At 33.4% G+C, this 16,273-nt stretch carries 21 protein-coding genes; 7 read left to right on the plus strand and 14 right to left on the minus strand.

Annotated features, from left to right (window positions below; all coding sequences use genetic code 11):
* Positions 1-63 precede the first annotated feature (63 nt).
* From BG261_RS04635 to BG261_RS04665, 7 genes are all read right to left on the minus strand, one after another.
* Positions 64-744, minus strand: coding sequence for a 5'-methylthioadenosine/adenosylhomocysteine nucleosidase (locus tag BG261_RS04635; protein WP_070791993.1), 681 nt, complete (start codon positions 742-744; stop codon positions 64-66).
* 10 nt (positions 745-754) lie between these two features.
* Positions 755-1,027, minus strand: a complete 273-nt coding sequence (gene macP, locus BG261_RS04640) for a cell wall synthase accessory phosphoprotein MacP (protein WP_070791994.1) — start codon at positions 1,025-1,027, stop codon at positions 755-757.
* A 26-nt stretch (positions 1,028-1,053) separates the two neighbouring features.
* Complete coding sequence (locus BG261_RS04645; RefSeq protein WP_070791995.1) at positions 1,054-1,614, minus strand: NUDIX hydrolase; 561 nt, start codon at positions 1,612-1,614, stop codon at positions 1,054-1,056.
* Positions 1,615-1,631: 17 nt separating this feature from the next.
* Positions 1,632-3,011, minus strand: a complete 1,380-nt coding sequence (gene glmU, locus BG261_RS04650; RefSeq protein ID WP_070791996.1) for a bifunctional UDP-N-acetylglucosamine diphosphorylase/glucosamine-1-phosphate N-acetyltransferase GlmU — start codon at positions 3,009-3,011, stop codon at positions 1,632-1,634.
* A gap of 301 nt (positions 3,012-3,312) precedes the next feature.
* Positions 3,313-5,436 (minus strand): type I pullulanase, encoded by a 2,124-nt coding sequence (gene pulA, locus BG261_RS04655; protein ID WP_070791997.1) that lies wholly within the window; start codon positions 5,434-5,436, stop codon positions 3,313-3,315.
* 124 nt (positions 5,437-5,560) lie between these two features.
* Positions 5,561-6,316 carry a DUF4811 domain-containing protein gene (locus tag BG261_RS04660; RefSeq protein ID WP_070791998.1) on the minus strand — a complete coding sequence of 252 codons (756 nt, stop codon included), beginning with the start codon at positions 6,314-6,316 and terminating at the stop codon, positions 5,561-5,563.
* Positions 6,316-7,833, minus strand: coding sequence for an MDR family MFS transporter (locus BG261_RS04665; protein ID WP_070791999.1), 1,518 nt, complete (start codon positions 7,831-7,833; stop codon positions 6,316-6,318). Before BG261_RS04665 ends, BG261_RS04660 begins: the two co-directional genes overlap by 1 nt.
* 154 nt (positions 7,834-7,987) lie before the next feature.
* Between BG261_RS04665 and BG261_RS04670 the strand changes: the two genes are divergently transcribed.
* The gene (locus BG261_RS04670) at positions 7,988-8,566 is read left to right on the plus strand and encodes a TetR/AcrR family transcriptional regulator C-terminal domain-containing protein (protein ID WP_070792000.1); all 579 of its coding nucleotides are present in this window, start codon (positions 7,988-7,990) and stop codon (positions 8,564-8,566) included.
* Positions 8,567-8,705: 139 nt separating this feature from the next.
* On the opposite strand, the gene BG261_RS04675 is transcribed toward BG261_RS04670, so the two are convergent.
* The 5 genes from BG261_RS04675 to BG261_RS04690 all read right to left on the minus strand — a co-directional run bounded on the left by BG261_RS04675 (position 8,706) and on the right by BG261_RS04690 (position 10,889).
* The gene (locus BG261_RS04675; protein ID WP_070792001.1) at positions 8,706-9,155 is read right to left on the minus strand and encodes a GNAT family N-acetyltransferase; all 450 of its coding nucleotides are present in this window, start codon (positions 9,153-9,155) and stop codon (positions 8,706-8,708) included.
* Positions 9,145-9,642 (minus strand): GNAT family N-acetyltransferase, encoded by a 498-nt coding sequence (locus BG261_RS04680; RefSeq protein ID WP_070792002.1) that lies wholly within the window; start codon positions 9,640-9,642, stop codon positions 9,145-9,147. Before BG261_RS04680 ends, BG261_RS04675 begins: the two co-directional genes overlap by 11 nt.
* Positions 9,643-9,654: 12 nt before the next feature.
* Complete coding sequence (locus BG261_RS04685) at positions 9,655-10,140, minus strand: GNAT family N-acetyltransferase (RefSeq protein WP_070792003.1); 486 nt, start codon at positions 10,138-10,140, stop codon at positions 9,655-9,657.
* A complete protein-coding gene (locus tag BG261_RS11450; RefSeq protein WP_158007177.1) occupies positions 10,137-10,307 on the minus strand; it encodes a hypothetical protein in 171 nt (56 codons plus the stop codon). Before BG261_RS11450 ends, BG261_RS04685 begins: the two co-directional genes overlap by 4 nt.
* A gap of 144 nt (positions 10,308-10,451) precedes the next feature.
* On the minus strand, positions 10,452-10,889 hold the full coding sequence (locus tag BG261_RS04690; RefSeq protein ID WP_070792004.1) for a GNAT family N-acetyltransferase: 438 nt from the start codon (positions 10,887-10,889) through the stop codon (positions 10,452-10,454).
* A gap of 62 nt (positions 10,890-10,951) precedes the next feature.
* Here BG261_RS04690 and BG261_RS04695 point away from each other — a divergent pair, with 62 nt between their 5' ends.
* The 3 genes from BG261_RS04695 (at position 10,952) to BG261_RS04705 (ending at position 12,458) form a co-directional block, all read left to right on the plus strand.
* The gene (locus BG261_RS04695) at positions 10,952-11,356 is read left to right on the plus strand and encodes a MarR family winged helix-turn-helix transcriptional regulator (protein WP_070792005.1); all 405 of its coding nucleotides are present in this window, start codon (positions 10,952-10,954) and stop codon (positions 11,354-11,356) included.
* A gap of 118 nt (positions 11,357-11,474) precedes the next feature.
* Entirely contained in the window at positions 11,475-11,918 is a 444-nt protein-coding gene (locus tag BG261_RS04700) for a GNAT family N-acetyltransferase (protein ID WP_070788677.1), read from the plus strand.
* A gap of 3 nt (positions 11,919-11,921) precedes the next feature.
* Positions 11,922-12,458: a histidine phosphatase family protein gene (locus BG261_RS04705; RefSeq protein WP_070792006.1), complete on the plus strand. Its 537-nt coding sequence runs from the start codon at positions 11,922-11,924 to the stop codon at positions 12,456-12,458.
* An 84-nt stretch (positions 12,459-12,542) separates the two neighbouring features.
* Here BG261_RS04705 and BG261_RS04710 read toward each other — a convergent pair whose 3' ends face one another.
* A complete protein-coding gene (locus BG261_RS04710; RefSeq protein ID WP_070792007.1) occupies positions 12,543-13,037 on the minus strand; it encodes a GNAT family N-acetyltransferase in 495 nt (164 codons plus the stop codon).
* 272 nt (positions 13,038-13,309) lie between these two features.
* Here BG261_RS04710 and BG261_RS04715 point away from each other — a divergent pair, with 272 nt between their 5' ends.
* The gene (locus BG261_RS04715) at positions 13,310-13,543 is read left to right on the plus strand and encodes a helix-turn-helix transcriptional regulator (RefSeq protein ID WP_070792008.1); all 234 of its coding nucleotides are present in this window, start codon (positions 13,310-13,312) and stop codon (positions 13,541-13,543) included.
* On the plus strand, positions 13,527-13,949 hold the full coding sequence (locus tag BG261_RS04720) for a DUF2178 domain-containing protein (RefSeq protein ID WP_070792009.1): 423 nt from the start codon (positions 13,527-13,529) through the stop codon (positions 13,947-13,949). Before BG261_RS04715 ends, BG261_RS04720 begins: the two co-directional genes overlap by 17 nt.
* Before the next feature lie 38 nt (positions 13,950-13,987).
* Here BG261_RS04720 and BG261_RS04725 read toward each other — a convergent pair whose 3' ends face one another.
* The gene (locus BG261_RS04725; RefSeq protein WP_070792010.1) at positions 13,988-15,466 is read right to left on the minus strand and encodes an alpha-amylase; all 1,479 of its coding nucleotides are present in this window, start codon (positions 15,464-15,466) and stop codon (positions 13,988-13,990) included.
* A gap of 184 nt (positions 15,467-15,650) precedes the next feature.
* Here BG261_RS04725 and BG261_RS04730 point away from each other — a divergent pair, with 184 nt between their 5' ends.
* The gene (locus BG261_RS04730) at positions 15,651-16,250 is read left to right on the plus strand and encodes a histidine phosphatase family protein (RefSeq protein ID WP_070792011.1); all 600 of its coding nucleotides are present in this window, start codon (positions 15,651-15,653) and stop codon (positions 16,248-16,250) included.
* Positions 16,251-16,273: the final 23 nt, after the last annotated feature.

Genomic DNA, 16,273 nt, shown 5'->3' on the forward strand with positions numbered 1-16,273 from the left:
TTATACCTTTTTTATATAATTTATTCTATTTTTCGAAATAAAAAAACAAGCCGAAGCCTGTTTCTATTGCATTTTTTTCAAGAGATTAATAATAATCTGAGCAGATTTTTTACCTGCATCAATAATAAACTCATCAAAAGATACATTTGCATTCCCATCGGCTGTATCGCTTATAGCGCGAAGTACAACAAACGGTTTATTTAAACTGTGAGCTGCTTGAGCAATACTTGCACCTTCCATTTCCACTGCTAATACATCAGGAAAATGTTCTTTGATTTGAGCAATTCTAGCATCACTAGAAATAAACGAATCACCACTAGTTATTAGTCCTACTTTAGCATCTTCAATTACTTTTTTAAGCTCAGATACGAAGTACTTACTTGACTCATAATATAATTCTTGCCCTGCCATTTGACCATATGCATAACCAAAAGCAGTTACATCAACATCATTATAAGCTAGACGGTCTGCAATAACGAGATCACCTACTGAAAGACCTGTGCCAACTCCTCCAGCAGAGCCACTATTAATAATTGCATCTACATTGAATCTATCAACAAGCATACCTACAGCTAAGGCACTCATTACCTTACCGATTCCTGATTTGACAAGTACAACTTCATGACGTCCAATAATTCCTTCATAATAAACGTTCCCGTGTACTAATTCTTTTTTTGATTCTTCTAAGTTTTCAACTAAGAGGCGAAGTTCTTCGTCCATAGCGGCAATAATTCCGATTTTCACGATTTTTCTCCTATAATTTTAATACAGCAAAGGCTAAAGCAATAATTAAGAGGACAAGAATAACTATCCACTTATTCATACTTTTATCTCGCTCATCACGCTTTGCATTTTCAATGCGACGACTCTTATTAACCTGCTTTTTCTGCAGCTTTTGTTCCAACTTATCATATTTCCTGACAAGTTTAGTGTCATCCATCATTTCATCTTTTATTCGGCGGTCAAGATATTTCTCATCTTCCTTGTATTTCTCCAAGATTTCGTCCGTCAAAATTGGTTTAGGCATCCTATTATACCCCTTTACAAACTAATTTATTTTTTATTATTCAATTCCCAGTATTGAATTGCCATAATTGTTTTTGCATCAGCAATTTCTTCACTTGCAATTAAATCTTTACATTCTTCTAAAGTGAATTGTCCAACTTCCAATACCTCGTCATCATCTTGCGGTCTTGGATTCTCAACTTTTACGAGATTATCGATATAGTAGAGGTAAATCTTTTCATTACAGAAGCCTGGTGCAGAATAAAATTCATATATTAATTCTATATTTTCAGATGTATATCCTGTTTCTTCTTCCAACTCACGTAAAGCTGCTTCTTTGACATGATCTTTTTCTCCAGCTTCGAGTTTCCCTGCAGGAATTTCGTAAATAACTTTTTCCAAAGCTTTACGAAATTGTCTAACAAGAATAATCTTATTATCAGCTGTAATTGGAATCATAGAAACTGCACCTGGATGAAAGATTAATTCTCTTTTGGCTGTTCCAAGTCCTTGGGGAAGTTCAACATCATCAACTTTTACATCGATAATATGCCCTTTGAAAATTTCCTTACGATTTATTGTTTTTTCTTCAAAATCTTCAAATTTCATCTAACAATCCAATCTATTTAATCATCTAATTTCTTGTAATGCGGAAGTTTTTTAGCTCGACCAATCTTATCAGTCTGACGAGCACGTCCAATTGCTACTGTATCATCTGGAACATCTGAAGTAATTGTAGAACCTGCTGCAGTTAGAGCATTCTTACCAATATGAAGAGGCGCTATTAAAGTTGAATTACTTCCCACGAAAGCATGATCTTCAATTTCAGTATGGAATTTATTTTGACCATCATAATTTACTGTTATGGTACCAGCACCAAAGTTCACGTCTTCTCCAACAGTAGCATTTCCAATATAAGTCAGATGACCTGCCTTAGTATTTGCTCCAAGTGTTGAGCCTTTAATTTCCACAAAGTTACCAACATGCACATTCTCGTGTAGGATTGTTTGAGGACGAAGGTGTCCGTAAGGTCCAATATTTGATCCCGTTTCCATAATACTTGATTCTACTGTTGAGTTACGAACTTCAACATTTGAATGAAGAACTGAATCAACAATTCTACTACCATTTGTAATTACTACACCACTTTTAATTGTCGTTTTACCTTTTATTACAACGTTTCCTTCAATTAAAGCATCCGGTGCAATTTCAACATCTGCATCGATATAAGTTGTTTCTGGATCAATTAAGGTCACACCATTTACCATATGATTATGGTTGATACGTGCCCTCATTGATTTTTCGGCTTGAGAAAGAGCTACACGATCGTTAACACCGAGACTTTCTTCAAAGTCATCAAGTGAATAAGCACATACTTTTTGACCAGCATTTTTGAAAATCTCAATAACATCAGTTAGATAGTACTCACCTTGATTATTATTGTTATTAATTTTTGTCAATGCATCAAATAATGCTTTATTATCGAAAACATAAGTACCTGTATTAATTTCAGGGACTGCTTTTTCTTCTTCATTAGCATCCTTTTGTTCAACGATCTTAGTAACTTGTCCACCTTCACGAATGATGCGTCCATACCCTGTTGGATCTGGTGCAATTGCAGTTAAAATAGTTGCCGTTGCTCCTTCTGATTCATGATAAGCAAAAAGTTTTTCAAGGGTATCCCCTGAAATTAATGGTGTATCTCCTGCAATTACAAGAGTTGTCCCTTCATCTTTATCTAATAACGGAGCTACAATCTGTACGGCATGCCCTGTTCCTAATTGTTCTTCTTGTTTAACAAACTCAGGTCCATCAGCTAAGCTAGCAAGAACATCATCAGCACGATGTCCAACTACAATTACTTCCTTGTCAGGGCTAAGAGCTGAAACAGCCACTCTCACATGGTCTAACATAGTCTTTCCAGTAACCTTGTGTAAAACTTTTGGTAAATCAGATTTCATACGCGTACCCTTACCAGCTGCTAAAATAATTGCATATTTTTTCATTCAATATTCTCCATTACTTTATTATTATTCTGCACCTATTTTACCATAATAGAACCGATTTTTCACATATGTAGTAATGTACCAATGAAACTGTATCTCTATAACCATTATACCAATTATTAATTTAAATAAACTTACAGAATTGTAAGTAAAAAATACGACAACATTTATCGTTATCATATTTTCAATAATTATCTGCATTATTACTTTTTTCTTTTTTTAATATCTCTAATTATTAAATATATAACTAGTATAAAAATAAAGACATAAAATGATAATTGTCCTAATTTGTAGTAGTCCATTATTTCTCCTTTTTCATGATTGTTACTGAGATTGGTGGAAGTATTCTCGAATTATCTTGTTTACCATGACTTGACAGAATCACTTGATAGTCTTTAAGTTCTGTATCTTCTAATTTATTTTCTTTTTCAGAGGCATTTAAGACTACAATGTACGATACTTTATCATCTTCAAGTTCATAAGCGATTAATTTCTTTTTAGTTTGAAGGGCATGGATATGCTTGTTTATTTGATCAAAAGTTGTCAGTCTAAATAAGGGCTCTGATTTTCTTAGCTTAATCAATGAACGGAAGAAATCAACATTTTCTGCATATTCATATGGGCGATTCCAATCAAATTCGTTGATAGAATCGGGTGATTTGTAGCTATTTTCAACTCCATCCTTTGTGCGCATGAACTCTTGTCCCGCATGGAAGAAAGGAATACCTTGAGATAAAAGTGGGATACTTGTTCCTAAGAGATGGCGTAATCTACGAGTTTCCGCATCATCATCAGGGTTTGTCAGAAGAAGCTTGTCATATAAAGTATAGTTGTCATGGGCTTCTAAATACTGCACGACTTGGTCTGGTCCAGAGAAATTATAGGTCTTACTATCTAGGTCCTGTCCACCCATAATATTTTTAAGGAGCAGTTTTTCCTGACGGCTTGCACCATTGATAAAGCCAGGCTCGTCATCGAAAAAGACACTACCCTTGGCGGTATCGCGGATTGAATCATTAAAGTGCGCAATCCTAGGCATTTCAACAGCATTCTTTTGAATGGCTTTTTTATCTTCAGCAAGTGCCGTATTTAAGTCCCATCCTTCACCCAAGATGATAATAGATGGGTCAATTTCATCAATAGCCGCACGGATTTCATTCATAGTCTCAATATCATGGATACCCATCAGGTCAAAACGAAAGCCATCTAGCTTAAAGTTTTCAGCCCAATATGTCAGGCTATCAATCATATATTTTCGCATCATAGCACGTTCAGACGCTGTATCACTTCCGCAACCAGTCCCGTCTGATAGCTGACCAGTTCTTGTATAGCGGAAAAAGTAACCTGGAACTGTCAGGTGAAAGGCGTGTTTCGCAGCATTGAAAACATGATTATAAACGACATCCATAATCACACGCAATCCCTGTTTATGAAGTCCATCTATCATTTGTTTCATTTCAATAATTCGAGTCTGAGGATTATTCGCATCTGTCGAATATGAGCCTTCAGGTGAATCATAATTTTCAGGGTCATATCCCCAGTTAAATTGTGGAACATCTGGCTTTGATTCATCAACTGATCCATAATCAAATATTGGCAGAATTTGGATATGACTGACTCCAAGACTTTTTATATAATCTAGTCCTGTTGGCTTACCTTTAGAATTTAAAGTTCCTTCTTCAATTAAACCTAAGAATTTTCCTTTATTTTTTATGCCACTGTCTGCCGCAATTGAAAGATCACGAGTATGAAGTTCATAGATTATGGCATCCACAGGATTTGTAAACTTAGTCATACGTTTAAAGTTTTTAAGTTTTACCTCATCCGGATTTAAAACAACACTTCTTTTTCCGTTTACGACAACTGCCTTGGCATAAGGGTCTCCCGTGTAATTGACTGTTCCATCTCTGAAAGTTACACGATATTGGTAAGAAAGACCGTTTTGATTACCGTTAAGAAGACATGAATAGACACCATTTTCTTCCCTATTCATGGTAAATGTACCAAGTTGCGGTGCCTCTTCCTGATTGTTTTTAAAGACAATCAATTCTACCTTGCTAGCTGTTGGAGCCCATAATTTAAAGTTTGTTGCTTGAGGTGAATAAAGGGCACCAAGTTGACCATCATAGGCAAAAATATTATCAAATTCATCTGTGCGAACAACAGCTCCAAAATAAACTGGAGTTTCAGTGCCAGCAAAAATTATTTTATAATTTTTTTCTAAATCCAGTCTTGCTGTTACTATGGTCAAACGTTCTTTATCACGCTTATAAGTTTTTATGTTTCTAATTTGATAAAAACTTCCTTCTTCATCTGTTAGTTTTATATCGAGATTATCCAAATCCCAACCGTCTATACTTGATTCAAAATGAAGATTTATTTGATTTATCTTATCAATCAGTGCCTTTGTTAATTTAGTTGCCATTTCAACTCCTTGCCCAATATTTTATATTCTTATAATATTACAAGTTGTGAAATATCGCAACAAACGGTTGCATTATTTAAATAATATAGAAAAAGACTGATTTTCAATAATCAGTCTTAATATTCTATTCAATCATTTTCTTTATTGCGTTCATTGTCATTTCTCGTGTTTGATCTTCAGTGAATTCTTTAATTTGATCTTGTGTGGCTTTTGGATTTTTCATCATAAATTCCTTAACCTTTTGAGAAATTACTAATTTCATTTGTTCTTGCTGAGCTTGTAGAGCTTTTGGATCAGCTGACTTTTGTTTTTCAGCTAATTTTTTAGATTGATCAGCAGTCATTGCAAGCCAAGTTTTTTGAGGAACTGTAACTAATGTTTCTTCAGAAATTAATTCATTGTCAGTTTCATCATCAACTTCAAATAATTTCTTAAATGTCTCATTTTCCCAAGTCCAAGTCTTTTTAGTAGTTACAATAGTTGGTTCAGTAACGTTTGCTACTTTGTAAGTTGCAGTCTTTTTGACTGAATCAACAATATTTTTCTTATCTGGAGCAAAGTGTGCTTCAGCTTTTTCATCAGTTTTTTTATCTCTATAAACTAGAACATAATTATTTGAATCAGTACCCACTTCTTGAGTTACTAAGATACTTACAGGAGAATCAACTTGAGCCGCCGTATAAATACTATTTGAAGTATTGGTATCTGTTACTTCCTTCATTCCCCAGTGGCTATTCAAATGAGCTGATAAGGCAAGAGCACTTGCTAATAATAAGAGTGTAGAAAGTGTTCCTAAGGTAATTTTCAATAATTTGTTAGGAATGAGAAACCATGAGAGTACCATTGCTATTGTTAATCCAATCATTATAGGTATAATCATTATTTAGCACCTCCTGCATTATCTTTTTTAGCTCTGAGGAAGAAGATTGTAATAATCAATCCCACTACTGCAAATCCTAGTCCTACTGCAAACGATACTCTGAAACCATCCATTGAGGCATCAATTGTTTTGCTTGCGAATTCCATTGGATTTGTATCCTTCATAGCTTTAGCTGGACTATTTGTATTGATAATATTTTGTGTGATTGATGTGAGCAGCGCTACTACTACTGATGAAGCAAGCTGACGAACTGTGTTGTTGGCAGCAGTACCGTGTGTTGTTTCTTCAATCGGTAAAGCGTTCATAGCACTTGTAGTAAGTGGCATCATTGTAAGAGCGATACCAGCCATACGAATTGCGTAAAGCACTGTGATAAAAATTGTTGGTGTAGTCGCTGATAGGAAGACAAAAGGAATTGTTCCGATAGCGAGGATTGTAAGACCAACAAGTGTAAGATTTCTTACACCTACTTTATTGTAAAGAATACCAGCGATTGGTGAAATTAGTCCCATCATCAAAGCACCTGCAAGGAGGGTAAGTCCTGAATCAAGTGGTGATAGACCGTGCACATTTTGTAAGTATGTTGGAAGCATCATTTCCACTCCATACATTGCCATAGTTACCAAAATGATAATAAGGGCGGTGATGGTGAAATTACGAACCTTGAATACTCTGACATCTAAGAACGGTTCTTTTAATCTTAATTGTCGAAGGACAAATAAGATGATAAAGATTGTACCTGCAATAATTGGAAGAATTACTGAATTCATTGAACTCCATCCATCCATGGCAACGTTTGTGAAGCCCCATAGGAAAAGTCCAAATCCGATACTTGAAAGAACTAATGAAAGTACATCTAATTTTATCTTCTTGTTTGGAATTACATCTTTCATCACAAATGGTGTTAGTAATAAAACTAATGCAATTACAATCATTGGGATGACAAAGATTGTTCTCCATGAAGAAACAATATTGATACCAAAGATAACATGGTCCTTATCTAATATCCAACCTGAAAGTGTTGGTCCAATGGCTGGTGCCATACCAACTACTAGTCCTCCAAGACCTAAAGCTAGAGCTCTTTTATTTTCTGGGAAGACATTAACTGCTATTACCTGCATTAGTGGCATTGTAATACCTACTGCAATTGCGGCAAGTATACGCCCTCCAAGGAACATAATCCAATGGCTACTATCTTCTGGAGTAAGATATGTAATTGTCATCCCTCCAAGGAGTAAGGCATAGGCTGTAAACAGGAGCCATTTCGTTGATGTCCTTGTCATTAGATATGCTGACAATGGGACTACTATACCATTAGCAAGTAGAAACCAAGTTGTTGCCTGTTGAGCTGTACTTAAGTTTATATCAAATGCCTTCATCAATGTTGGAATAGCTGTTCCCAAAGATGTTTGCATGAGCATACCAGCAAATGTTCCAACTAACAAAAGAATGAACATTAACCAGCGATTATATTTTTTACCGTGAATATCTAACACTTGATCATTTGAGCTAGGCATATATACCTCCTATATTTAATTTTAAAAATAACAAAATTTAATATAACACTTATGACTATTTGAAAAAAGAACAAAATGAGACACAATGTCTCATAATGGATTATTTTTTAAATTTTTATTATAATTTGTTCAATCATATAGGAGAATATTAGCAATGAACATAGATAAAGCAACAATAACTAAAAGAAAAATCAAGCGAGCCTTACTTGATTGTATGGAAGATAAGAAGTTTGATTTGATAACAGTTAATGATATTGTAACTAAGGCATCTGTGAATCGAAGCACCTTTTATCGCTACTACGATGATAAATATGCTTTACTTGATGAAATTGAACTAGCAGTTATTAAACATATTAACCAATATCGTGATTCAAATGCCATATATATTGAAGGAAAAGGTTATATAAATAGTCAAAATATCATCTCCATGCTTCGACACCTTAAGAAATTTGATTTTATAATCAATAGACTTTTAAGCTTTAATGGAGATCAACTTTTTGAAATCAGATTGAGAAATCAACTATCACAACAATTCTATAAAAGTATTAAAGTAACAACTTCCAACGAAAAACTTGAATTAATCAAAGATTTTCTGGGACATATTGTAATTGGAACCTTTAGATACTGGACATCTCAAGACGAAAATATGAGTGAGGAAGATCTATCACAAGTCATTGAAGATCTCCTAACAAGTGGTTTCATGAAGGCCGTAGAAAACGCCCAAGAAAATTAAAAATCTAGCTCTGGATTTATTCAGAGCTAGATTTTTTTATAGTTGATTGAAATAGAGAGAAGACGAGCCACTACGACTTCGCTTCGATGTCGATTGTACTTAAATAAGCAAGCTTGTTAGTACAAATCGCAACGACATATTAATCTATTTTCAAGTGACTATTGATTTCTAATTTAAACCCATAGCTCCCCCTATGAAAACCATAATTTTCATAAAAGTTATGAGCATTTTCTCTGTCAGAATTTATTCCAGAATTAAGGGTCATAGCAAATAGTCCTTCACTTCTTCCCCATTCTTTTATATAATCCAAAATTTTTCCTGCAATACCTTGTTTACGATAATCAGAATCAACAACTAATGCTAAAATTCTAATGTATTCAACACTTTTTTCAAACATATACATTGTACAGATCCCTGCAAAGCCAACTACTTTTCCATCAATCTCAGCGACAATTAATTGATAACTTTGATCGCTAAGAATTTTTTCAAGCCTTTCTTCAAGTTCTTCTTGATTAACTGGATAGCCTAGTTGACTATATAATGCTGGAAGGTCTTTTAAATCTCTTTCTTGATAATTTCTAATCTTCATATTTTTTACCTAAGATATCCAAATCACGCTCCACATCATCCATCAATGCTACTTGAGGAAGATGACCCCATTCCTCAAAACCATTTTTCTTGAAGAGATTAAGACTGGCTTTATTGTGACCAAAAATAAATGATAGCAAGGTTGTCACACCTAGTGTTTCAAGATTTGATTCTGCAAACTCAATTGCTTTTTGTCCCAAGCCCTGTCCTTGAGCGCTATTATCGAGATAGATTGAAACTTCTGCAGTTTTTGAGTAAGCTGGACGTCCATAAAAGTCTGATAAGCTAATCCAACCAAGAACTTTTTCGCCATCCTTGATTAACCAGAGCGGGCGTGTCTCAGGATTATGTGCATTGAACCAGTCAACACGTGATTCAACTGATATTTCTTCTAAATCTGCTGTCGCAAGTCTACCTGGGATAGATTGGTTATAAATGTCTACAATTTTTTCTAGATCTTCAATTTTAGCATTAATGTATTCAACCATTTAATTCTCCTTTTATCTTAAACTTTTGGATAAACCGAGTTCAACAGAACTTGTAATCGCCCCTTCTTCCGGTGCCTCAATAAATGTAATTTTATCATAACCCACTCCGGTCCAAAATTTAAGACCTTGATAATTTGATCCAGAGACTAACAACTCAGACCTACTAAATCCTCTATTTCTATAGTCTTCATCAAGAAGCTCAATCACTTTTTTAGCAATGCCCTTTTGACGATATTCTAGACCAATATACATATGAAGGATGTAATAACAATCATCACTTTCATCAAATATCCACATCCAACCTACCAACTTATCTTTGTAGAAAATACTCAGGCAGTGACATCTGTCTTTGGGAATTTCTGGGATAATTTCATTTATATCAATTAGTGGTGGCAGAGGGTCCCTTCCTTCCACTTCATTAAAATATGGCTTTGCTTCTTCAAATAATACATTTAACTCTAACTTATCTTGTTCATTTGATGATTCATATCTAATCATTTTTTACTCCCATTGTTAATTCTAATTAATATTAAAAGAAGGACTGCTACTGCAAAAAAGATTGCCATCCAGTATCTACCGACTGCTGGATTGATGAAACTATATACCATCATTCCAAATGTAAAAATCAATAAAATAAGACCGATAATTGCTACTATTCTTTTCATAATTTCTCCAATGTATTCGATATTTTAATTATACAACATTGGAAAAGAAAATTATTTATTTTTACCAGAATTATTTATATTTCCTATGAAGAGACTTATTCCAGATAATATTACTAATAAACCACAAATTATTCCTAGCATAGATTATTCCTCCATATACTTCATCATTATATGCTCTGTTCCTTCAAGGATAAAAATTTCTCCAGAGGTTTGAAATCCATTTTTCTGATAGAACTCTTTAACATACGACTGGGCTTCTATTATCAGCTCCTTATCTGGCCATTTTGATTTATAGACTTTAATCAACTCTTGAGTAAGTTCTTTGCCCAGTCCCAAGCCTCTTGAGGCGCTAGTTGTTACGACTCTTCCAAAAGTCACATGTCCGTCATGTTCAAAGATTCTTGCGTAAGCCAGGACTTCATCTTCTTCATTTTTATAGTAGACATGATAGGCTGATAAATCATTGTCATCAAGGTCATGGAAAATTCTTTTTTGCTCGACAACGAAGGTGTCTATTCTTAATTTTTCTATTTTATAAAAATCTAAACTTGAGATTTCTGTTAATTTTTTACTATGCCACATGTAATTCTCCTTTTTGTGAACTTATGATAAGATAGGGTTAAAACTTAGGAAGGTAAAATCTTATGGATGATATTCAACTTTTTAGAATACTTGGTTCGATTTCTCGCAAGGCTACGACTGAAATGAACGGTTTGGTGCGTGATTTAGGGCTTGATAATAATCTATTTCTTTATTTGCTGAGAATTGCTGAAAATGAGGGGCTTAATCAGGTTGATCTTTCAAATCTTCTTCAGATTGACAAGACTACTCTAAGTCGTGGACTTAAAAAGCTTGAGATTCTTGGATATATTGAGAAGAGAACAGGCTCTGAAAATAAAAAGTACAAGCAACTTTTTACTACTATTAAGGGTAGTGAGGTTGCAAATGTTGTTGCTAATCTTGAAAGAGACTATGTAAACTCTTCTTTGAAAGAGCTTAATCAAGCTGATAAGGTTAAACTTGCTAAGATTTTAAGTAATATATCATAGTTGATTGTTGATATTTTACCACCTTATAGTTGCATATGCAACTATAAAATTAGACGAGTTTATAAATTACTATTTCTTTCTATAGTGATATAATAAGTTTATATTAGGAGGTAATACTATGAAGATTATTGAAATTCAAGATAGAACGCCACACCTTATTCAGGAATTAATCAGGGTATGGGAAAGTTCAGTAAGAGCTACTCATTTATTCTTATCTCAAAGAGAACTTGAGGAAATTAAAGGAAATGTTAGACAATCAATTGTTGAAATTCCATCACTTTTAATTGTCGAAAATGATGATAGACTACTTATTGCCTTTATGGGGCTTGAAAAAGAAAAACTTAAAATGTTATATGTAGCTAATGAAGCTCGAGGTAAAGGAAATGGTCGACTTCTTCTTACTCATGGAATTGATAACTATCAAATTCGCGAGTTGACAGTTAATGAACAAAATCCTTTAGCGCGTGGTTTTTATGAGCACATGGGCTTTAAAGTTTATAACCGAAGTGATTTAGATGAACAAGGTTATCCTTATCCAATTCTCTTTATGAGACTTTCATAATTTATGAAGGTATTTTTCATTAGGCATAGCGAACCTGACTATAGCAAGGTAGCTTCTCCATCATACTTTGGTTTTGCAAGGGACTTTGCCCCGCTTACCGATAGAGGCATTGAAATTGCAAAGCAATGTTCTGCTAATATTAATCTTTTTAAAGGTGCTGAAATTCTAGTTTCATCTCCATACACAAGGGCACTTCAAACTGCTGCTTATCTTGTACAAAACAGAGATATTCCTTTTGAAGTTGCTGTCGGTCTTCATGAATGGAGACCTGATGTTACTGGACTTGAATTAGGAACTGCTGAGCAATCTAAACAAGCATATAAAGAGTTTTTAGAACATGATGGAAAATTATTTGATGGCGCAAGTTTCAAATACGAAGAAAGAGAACATGTGAAACAAAGAGTTTCAAACGTCCTCGACTCTTATAAGGAACGCGGATTTAATTCGATTGCTGTAGTCTGTCACCAAGTAGTGATTAAACAATTCATTGATATTGATACTGATATAGACTTTTGCCAATCATTTATCTATAACTATTAAAAAAAATCTCTAGAGAGTTAAAATCCTAGAGATTTTTGATTACATATTTGTGAGCTACTTCTTATAGCACAAAATGATAAATAATTATAATTTCCACCATATTGTTTCATCTCTGTAGTACTCAATAAATCCACATTTTTGTAAGACACGTTGTGAAGGAAAATTATCGCTTTCTGTTTCTGAAATAATATACTCCACTTCTTTATGCTGTTTTCCCCATGCGCAAAAAGCTTCAACAGCTTCTGTCATGTACCCATGATTCTTATGTGATTCTCCTAAACCATAACCAATTTCAACTTCTTCATTGATATTAGGGATATCCTTAAAATCAATGGTTCCAACAACAACTTTATCCTCTTTTCTGATAATCAACCAAAATGTTAACCATAAATAGTCATTATCTTTTTCTTTGACTTTTAAACTTTGATTTAAAATAATTTTTTTAAAAATGCCTTTTATCACCTGGCCTTGATAAGAACAATCTAATTCTCTTTCTAATTTCGAAATATTATTTACCAGTTTAGGCAGTTGACTCGGGGTAAGTGCAATTATTTTTAATCGCTTTGTATCAATATCCATTATTTAATGTCCCTTCTAAGATATATTTGAATGTATCAAAGGACTTACGCAATAAAATACCTCACATTTTCATTTTTGTATTATTATATCAGTTCAAGATACACACTACAATGAAAGTATTTAAAAATCGTTTAACTCAAAGTAAAAATTCTTTCATATTTTTAATATAAAATATTTTTTTAAATTTATTATTTTAACTTGTATATTGTATATTAATGTTTTATACTGAAGCCAGCTTCACATGAAGTTAACTTCAGTATAAAGGAGTATAAATGAAAACTAAAGTAAAAGAATACCGACTAAGAAGGAACCTAACTCAACAACAATTAGCTGACCTCGTTCAAGTATCAGCAAGAACTATTATTTCTCTCGAAAAAGAAAAATATAAACCTTCTCTATTCTTAGCCTATAAGCTCGCATTATTATTTGATACAAGCATTGAAGAACTTTGTTGTATGGAAGAAAATATGAAAGATGAGGAAAAAAAATATGAAAATTTACAATAAAAAAGGATTAATAATAGGAATTATTTCATTTGTAATAGCAGCACTTTCGCTTTTTACTTCTTTATTTTTAGAAAAAAATATAAGTATTAAAACATTAGTACTACCAATTATTATGTTAATATGTGGATTTACAAATATAAAAGATGCGTTCTCAAAAAATAGAACATTAGAAAATAAAATTAACGAAAATGATGAAAGAAATCAATTAATAAAATTAAAATCACAAACGATGTCTCATAAAATTTTTTCTAATATAACTATTACCATAGCTATCTTATTTTTATTACTTTATTTCATTAACCGAAACATATCTTTTCTCAATATTTTTATTGTTGCTTCTATAATATGGTCAATAATTAATATCATCGATATATTTACTTATTTCTATTATGAAAAAAAAGAATAAATCAAAAGTACAAGTGTAATTTCACTTGTACTTTTAATTTATTTTTGACTATTAAATATTTGTTGAGCTACTGCTTCTTGTACATAGATAGAGACTTGTCCTCCGCCTACTGGGAATAATCCTTTACCGTTATTATCTAGTACTACTTTTGCTTCATTATTTCTCAATACGTCGACAAAAGTCTTACCTCGATGAATAGCACTGATTGTCATTTCTTTTTCATTTTCAGGTCCATTTGTCATAATTACTGCAACACCTGAATCTGGTTCATTTAAATCACCTGTAAGAACCCATCCAATACAGTTGGCATCATCAAAGTAATCAATTTGATTTCCAAAATGGATTTTCTCACGTAATTTCAAAAGGTCAATTAAATCTTGTCCAGCAGGGTTAATTCCTTGTGATGGAATTCCGTATAAGTCTCCCCAGAATACAACTGGAATACCAGTTTTTCTAAGTAGGATTAATGAATAAGCATGAATTTTGAACCATCCTTCAACCCATGACTCAAGACTTTGTCCTTTTTGAGTATCATGATTATCAACAAAAGTAACTGAATAATCTGGATGAGTCTCAGCAAGTGTGTTTGAGAAGATATTTCTCATATCAAATTGTCCATTTGATTTTGAAGCATTAAAAAGATTGTTGTGTAAAGGCACATCAAATAATGAAATCAAATTACCTGATGAATTAAGGTAGTTTGTAAGAGCTCCTAAGTCGTTTGACCAATACTCTCCAACTACAAACATATCAACACCTTTTTCAGCACGACGATTTAAAAGCCAGTCAACAAAGAAATCAAATTGAATATGTTTCAAGGCATCTAAACGATATCCATCAATATCAGTAATCTCCAAATGCCATTTTCCCCAAGCATCAAGCTGCTCAATAGTCTCTGGGTACTGCATATCCAAGTCACAACCCATTAAATAGTCGTAATTTCCATTTTCCTTATCAACGTCCTGGTCCCATCCGCGGTCATCGAAGTTGAAAATAGCATGAGATTTTGTACGTTCGTCGTAGTCTACACCTGAAAAATTCTTCCAAGTCCACACATAGTCATTATACTTACCGTTACGACCTGGGAAAGTAAACTTAGTCCAAGCCTCAATCTCTTCTTCACCACTTATTTCTTCATTTCGATTGTTGGCGTCATAGGCTGTGGCCGAAACCATTTCAGTTTCATCAGCACCAAGCATTTGGTTAAAAACGATATCAGCGAATACTTCAACATCTTGGTCCTTAAAGGCTCTAACAGCTGCTAAATAGTCGTCTTTGGTACCATATTTCGTAGGTACTGTTCCCTTTTGGTCAAATTCACCCAAGTCATAGCGGTCATAAGTTCCGTAGCCGACATCATTAATCCCTGCTGACGCCTTATTTGCTGGTGGAAACCAAATTGCAGAAAATCCTAAATTTTTAATTTCCTCTGCCTTACCTGCTAGAGTTTTCCAGTGACTTCCGTCTGCTGGCAAATACCACTCAAATCCTTGTAGAATCATTTTTCTTTCAGCCATCGTCATCCTCTTTCGTTCTTAAAATATTAATTTATTAAGTTCTTCTATATCACCATTCTATGTTTTTTTGAATTTTCTGGCAAATTATAAGTAGTTTAATAGTAAATTATTTTCTTAATCTTGAATGAAAAAGTACTCTTATTTAGATATAATTATCTTAATAAGAATATTTGAGGGAGAAAATATGAATCTATATTTTGCTAGGCATGGTCACACACCGTGGAATGAAGAAAAAATAATTCAAGGAAGTAAAGATATTGAACTATCAAGTAAGGGAATCAAGCAAGCACATGAGCTTGCTGAAAGTCTATCCAAGGTAGAATTTAATATATCAAGAATATATACAAGCCCTTTGAAACGTGCTGAATTAACTGCTAAAATTTCTGCCATTGAAGTAGATATTCCTTTTCAAATTATGACTGGACTTGAAGAAATAAATCTAGGTGATTGGGAGGGCAGGACTTGGAAAGATGTTAAAAAAAATTATCCAAAGGAATTTGATACTTGGTTACATAATCGTAGATTAGAAAAAAGTCCTAATGGTGAATCATATCAAGACTTAATAGAAAGAGTGCTGCCTGCCATCGAAAATATTATTAAAGATAATAATTCAGAAGAAAATATTCTTGTCGTCACACACAGTGCAGTAATAATGTGTCTTCAATGCTTGATAAATCAAGTATCATTTGAAGAGATGGATAAATATAAGCTTGGAAATACTGAGGTAATTAGGCTTAATACTGAAGATATAGAAAAAGCAGTGAGTTTATTAAATGTTGAATAGATGTAAAACCCCTGAAATCTGTT

The sequence above is a fragment of the Floricoccus tropicus genome (genome assembly GCF_001832905.1).
In the GTDB taxonomy this organism is placed as follows: Bacteria; Bacillota; Bacilli; order Lactobacillales; family Streptococcaceae; genus Floricoccus; species Floricoccus tropicus.

Bases quoted from the DNA above. Each gene is read 5' to 3' on its own strand.
- BG261_RS04685 (WP_070792003.1), bottom strand. From the start codon at position 10,140: ATGATTAGATATGAATCATCAAATGAACAAGATAAGTTAGAGTTAAAT.
- pulA (WP_070791997.1), bottom strand. From the start codon at position 5,436: ATGGCAACTAAATTAACAAAGGCACTGATTGATAAGATAAATCAAATA.
- BG261_RS04675 (WP_070792001.1), bottom strand. From the start codon at position 9,155: ATGAAGATTAGAAATTATCAAGAAAGAGATTTAAAAGACCTTCCAGCA.
- BG261_RS04695 (WP_070792005.1), top strand. From the start codon at position 10,952: ATGGATGATATTCAACTTTTTAGAATACTTGGTTCGATTTCTCGCAAG.
- BG261_RS11450 (WP_158007177.1), bottom strand. From the start codon at position 10,307: ATGAAAAGAATAGTAGCAATTATCGGTCTTATTTTATTGATTTTTACA.
- glmU (WP_070791996.1), bottom strand. From the start codon at position 3,011: ATGAAAAAATATGCAATTATTTTAGCAGCTGGTAAGGGTACGCGTATG.
- BG261_RS04720 (WP_070792009.1), top strand. From the start codon at position 13,527: ATGAAAATTTACAATAAAAAAGGATTAATAATAGGAATTATTTCATTT.
- BG261_RS04660 (WP_070791998.1), bottom strand. From the start codon at position 6,316: ATGATTATACCTATAATGATTGGATTAACAATAGCAATGGTACTCTCA.
- BG261_RS04670 (WP_070792000.1), top strand. From the start codon at position 7,988: ATGAACATAGATAAAGCAACAATAACTAAAAGAAAAATCAAGCGAGCC.
- BG261_RS04645 (WP_070791995.1), bottom strand. From the start codon at position 1,614: ATGAAATTTGAAGATTTTGAAGAAAAAACAATAAATCGTAAGGAAATT.
- BG261_RS04725 (WP_070792010.1), bottom strand. From the start codon at position 15,466: ATGGCTGAAAGAAAAATGATTCTACAAGGATTTGAGTGGTATTTGCCA.
- BG261_RS04700 (WP_070788677.1), top strand. From the start codon at position 11,475: ATGAAGATTATTGAAATTCAAGATAGAACGCCACACCTTATTCAGGAA.
- macP (WP_070791994.1), bottom strand. From the start codon at position 1,027: ATGCCTAAACCAATTTTGACGGACGAAATCTTGGAGAAATACAAGGAA.
- BG261_RS04690 (WP_070792004.1), bottom strand. From the start codon at position 10,889: ATGTGGCATAGTAAAAAATTAACAGAAATCTCAAGTTTAGATTTTTAT.
- BG261_RS04680 (WP_070792002.1), bottom strand. From the start codon at position 9,642: ATGGTTGAATACATTAATGCTAAAATTGAAGATCTAGAAAAAATTGTA.
- BG261_RS04710 (WP_070792007.1), bottom strand. From the start codon at position 13,037: ATGGATATTGATACAAAGCGATTAAAAATAATTGCACTTACCCCGAGT.
- BG261_RS04715 (WP_070792008.1), top strand. From the start codon at position 13,310: ATGAAAACTAAAGTAAAAGAATACCGACTAAGAAGGAACCTAACTCAA.
- BG261_RS04730 (WP_070792011.1), top strand. From the start codon at position 15,651: ATGAATCTATATTTTGCTAGGCATGGTCACACACCGTGGAATGAAGAA.
- BG261_RS04665 (WP_070791999.1), bottom strand. From the start codon at position 7,833: ATGCCTAGCTCAAATGATCAAGTGTTAGATATTCACGGTAAAAAATAT.
- BG261_RS04705 (WP_070792006.1), top strand. From the start codon at position 11,922: ATGAAGGTATTTTTCATTAGGCATAGCGAACCTGACTATAGCAAGGTA.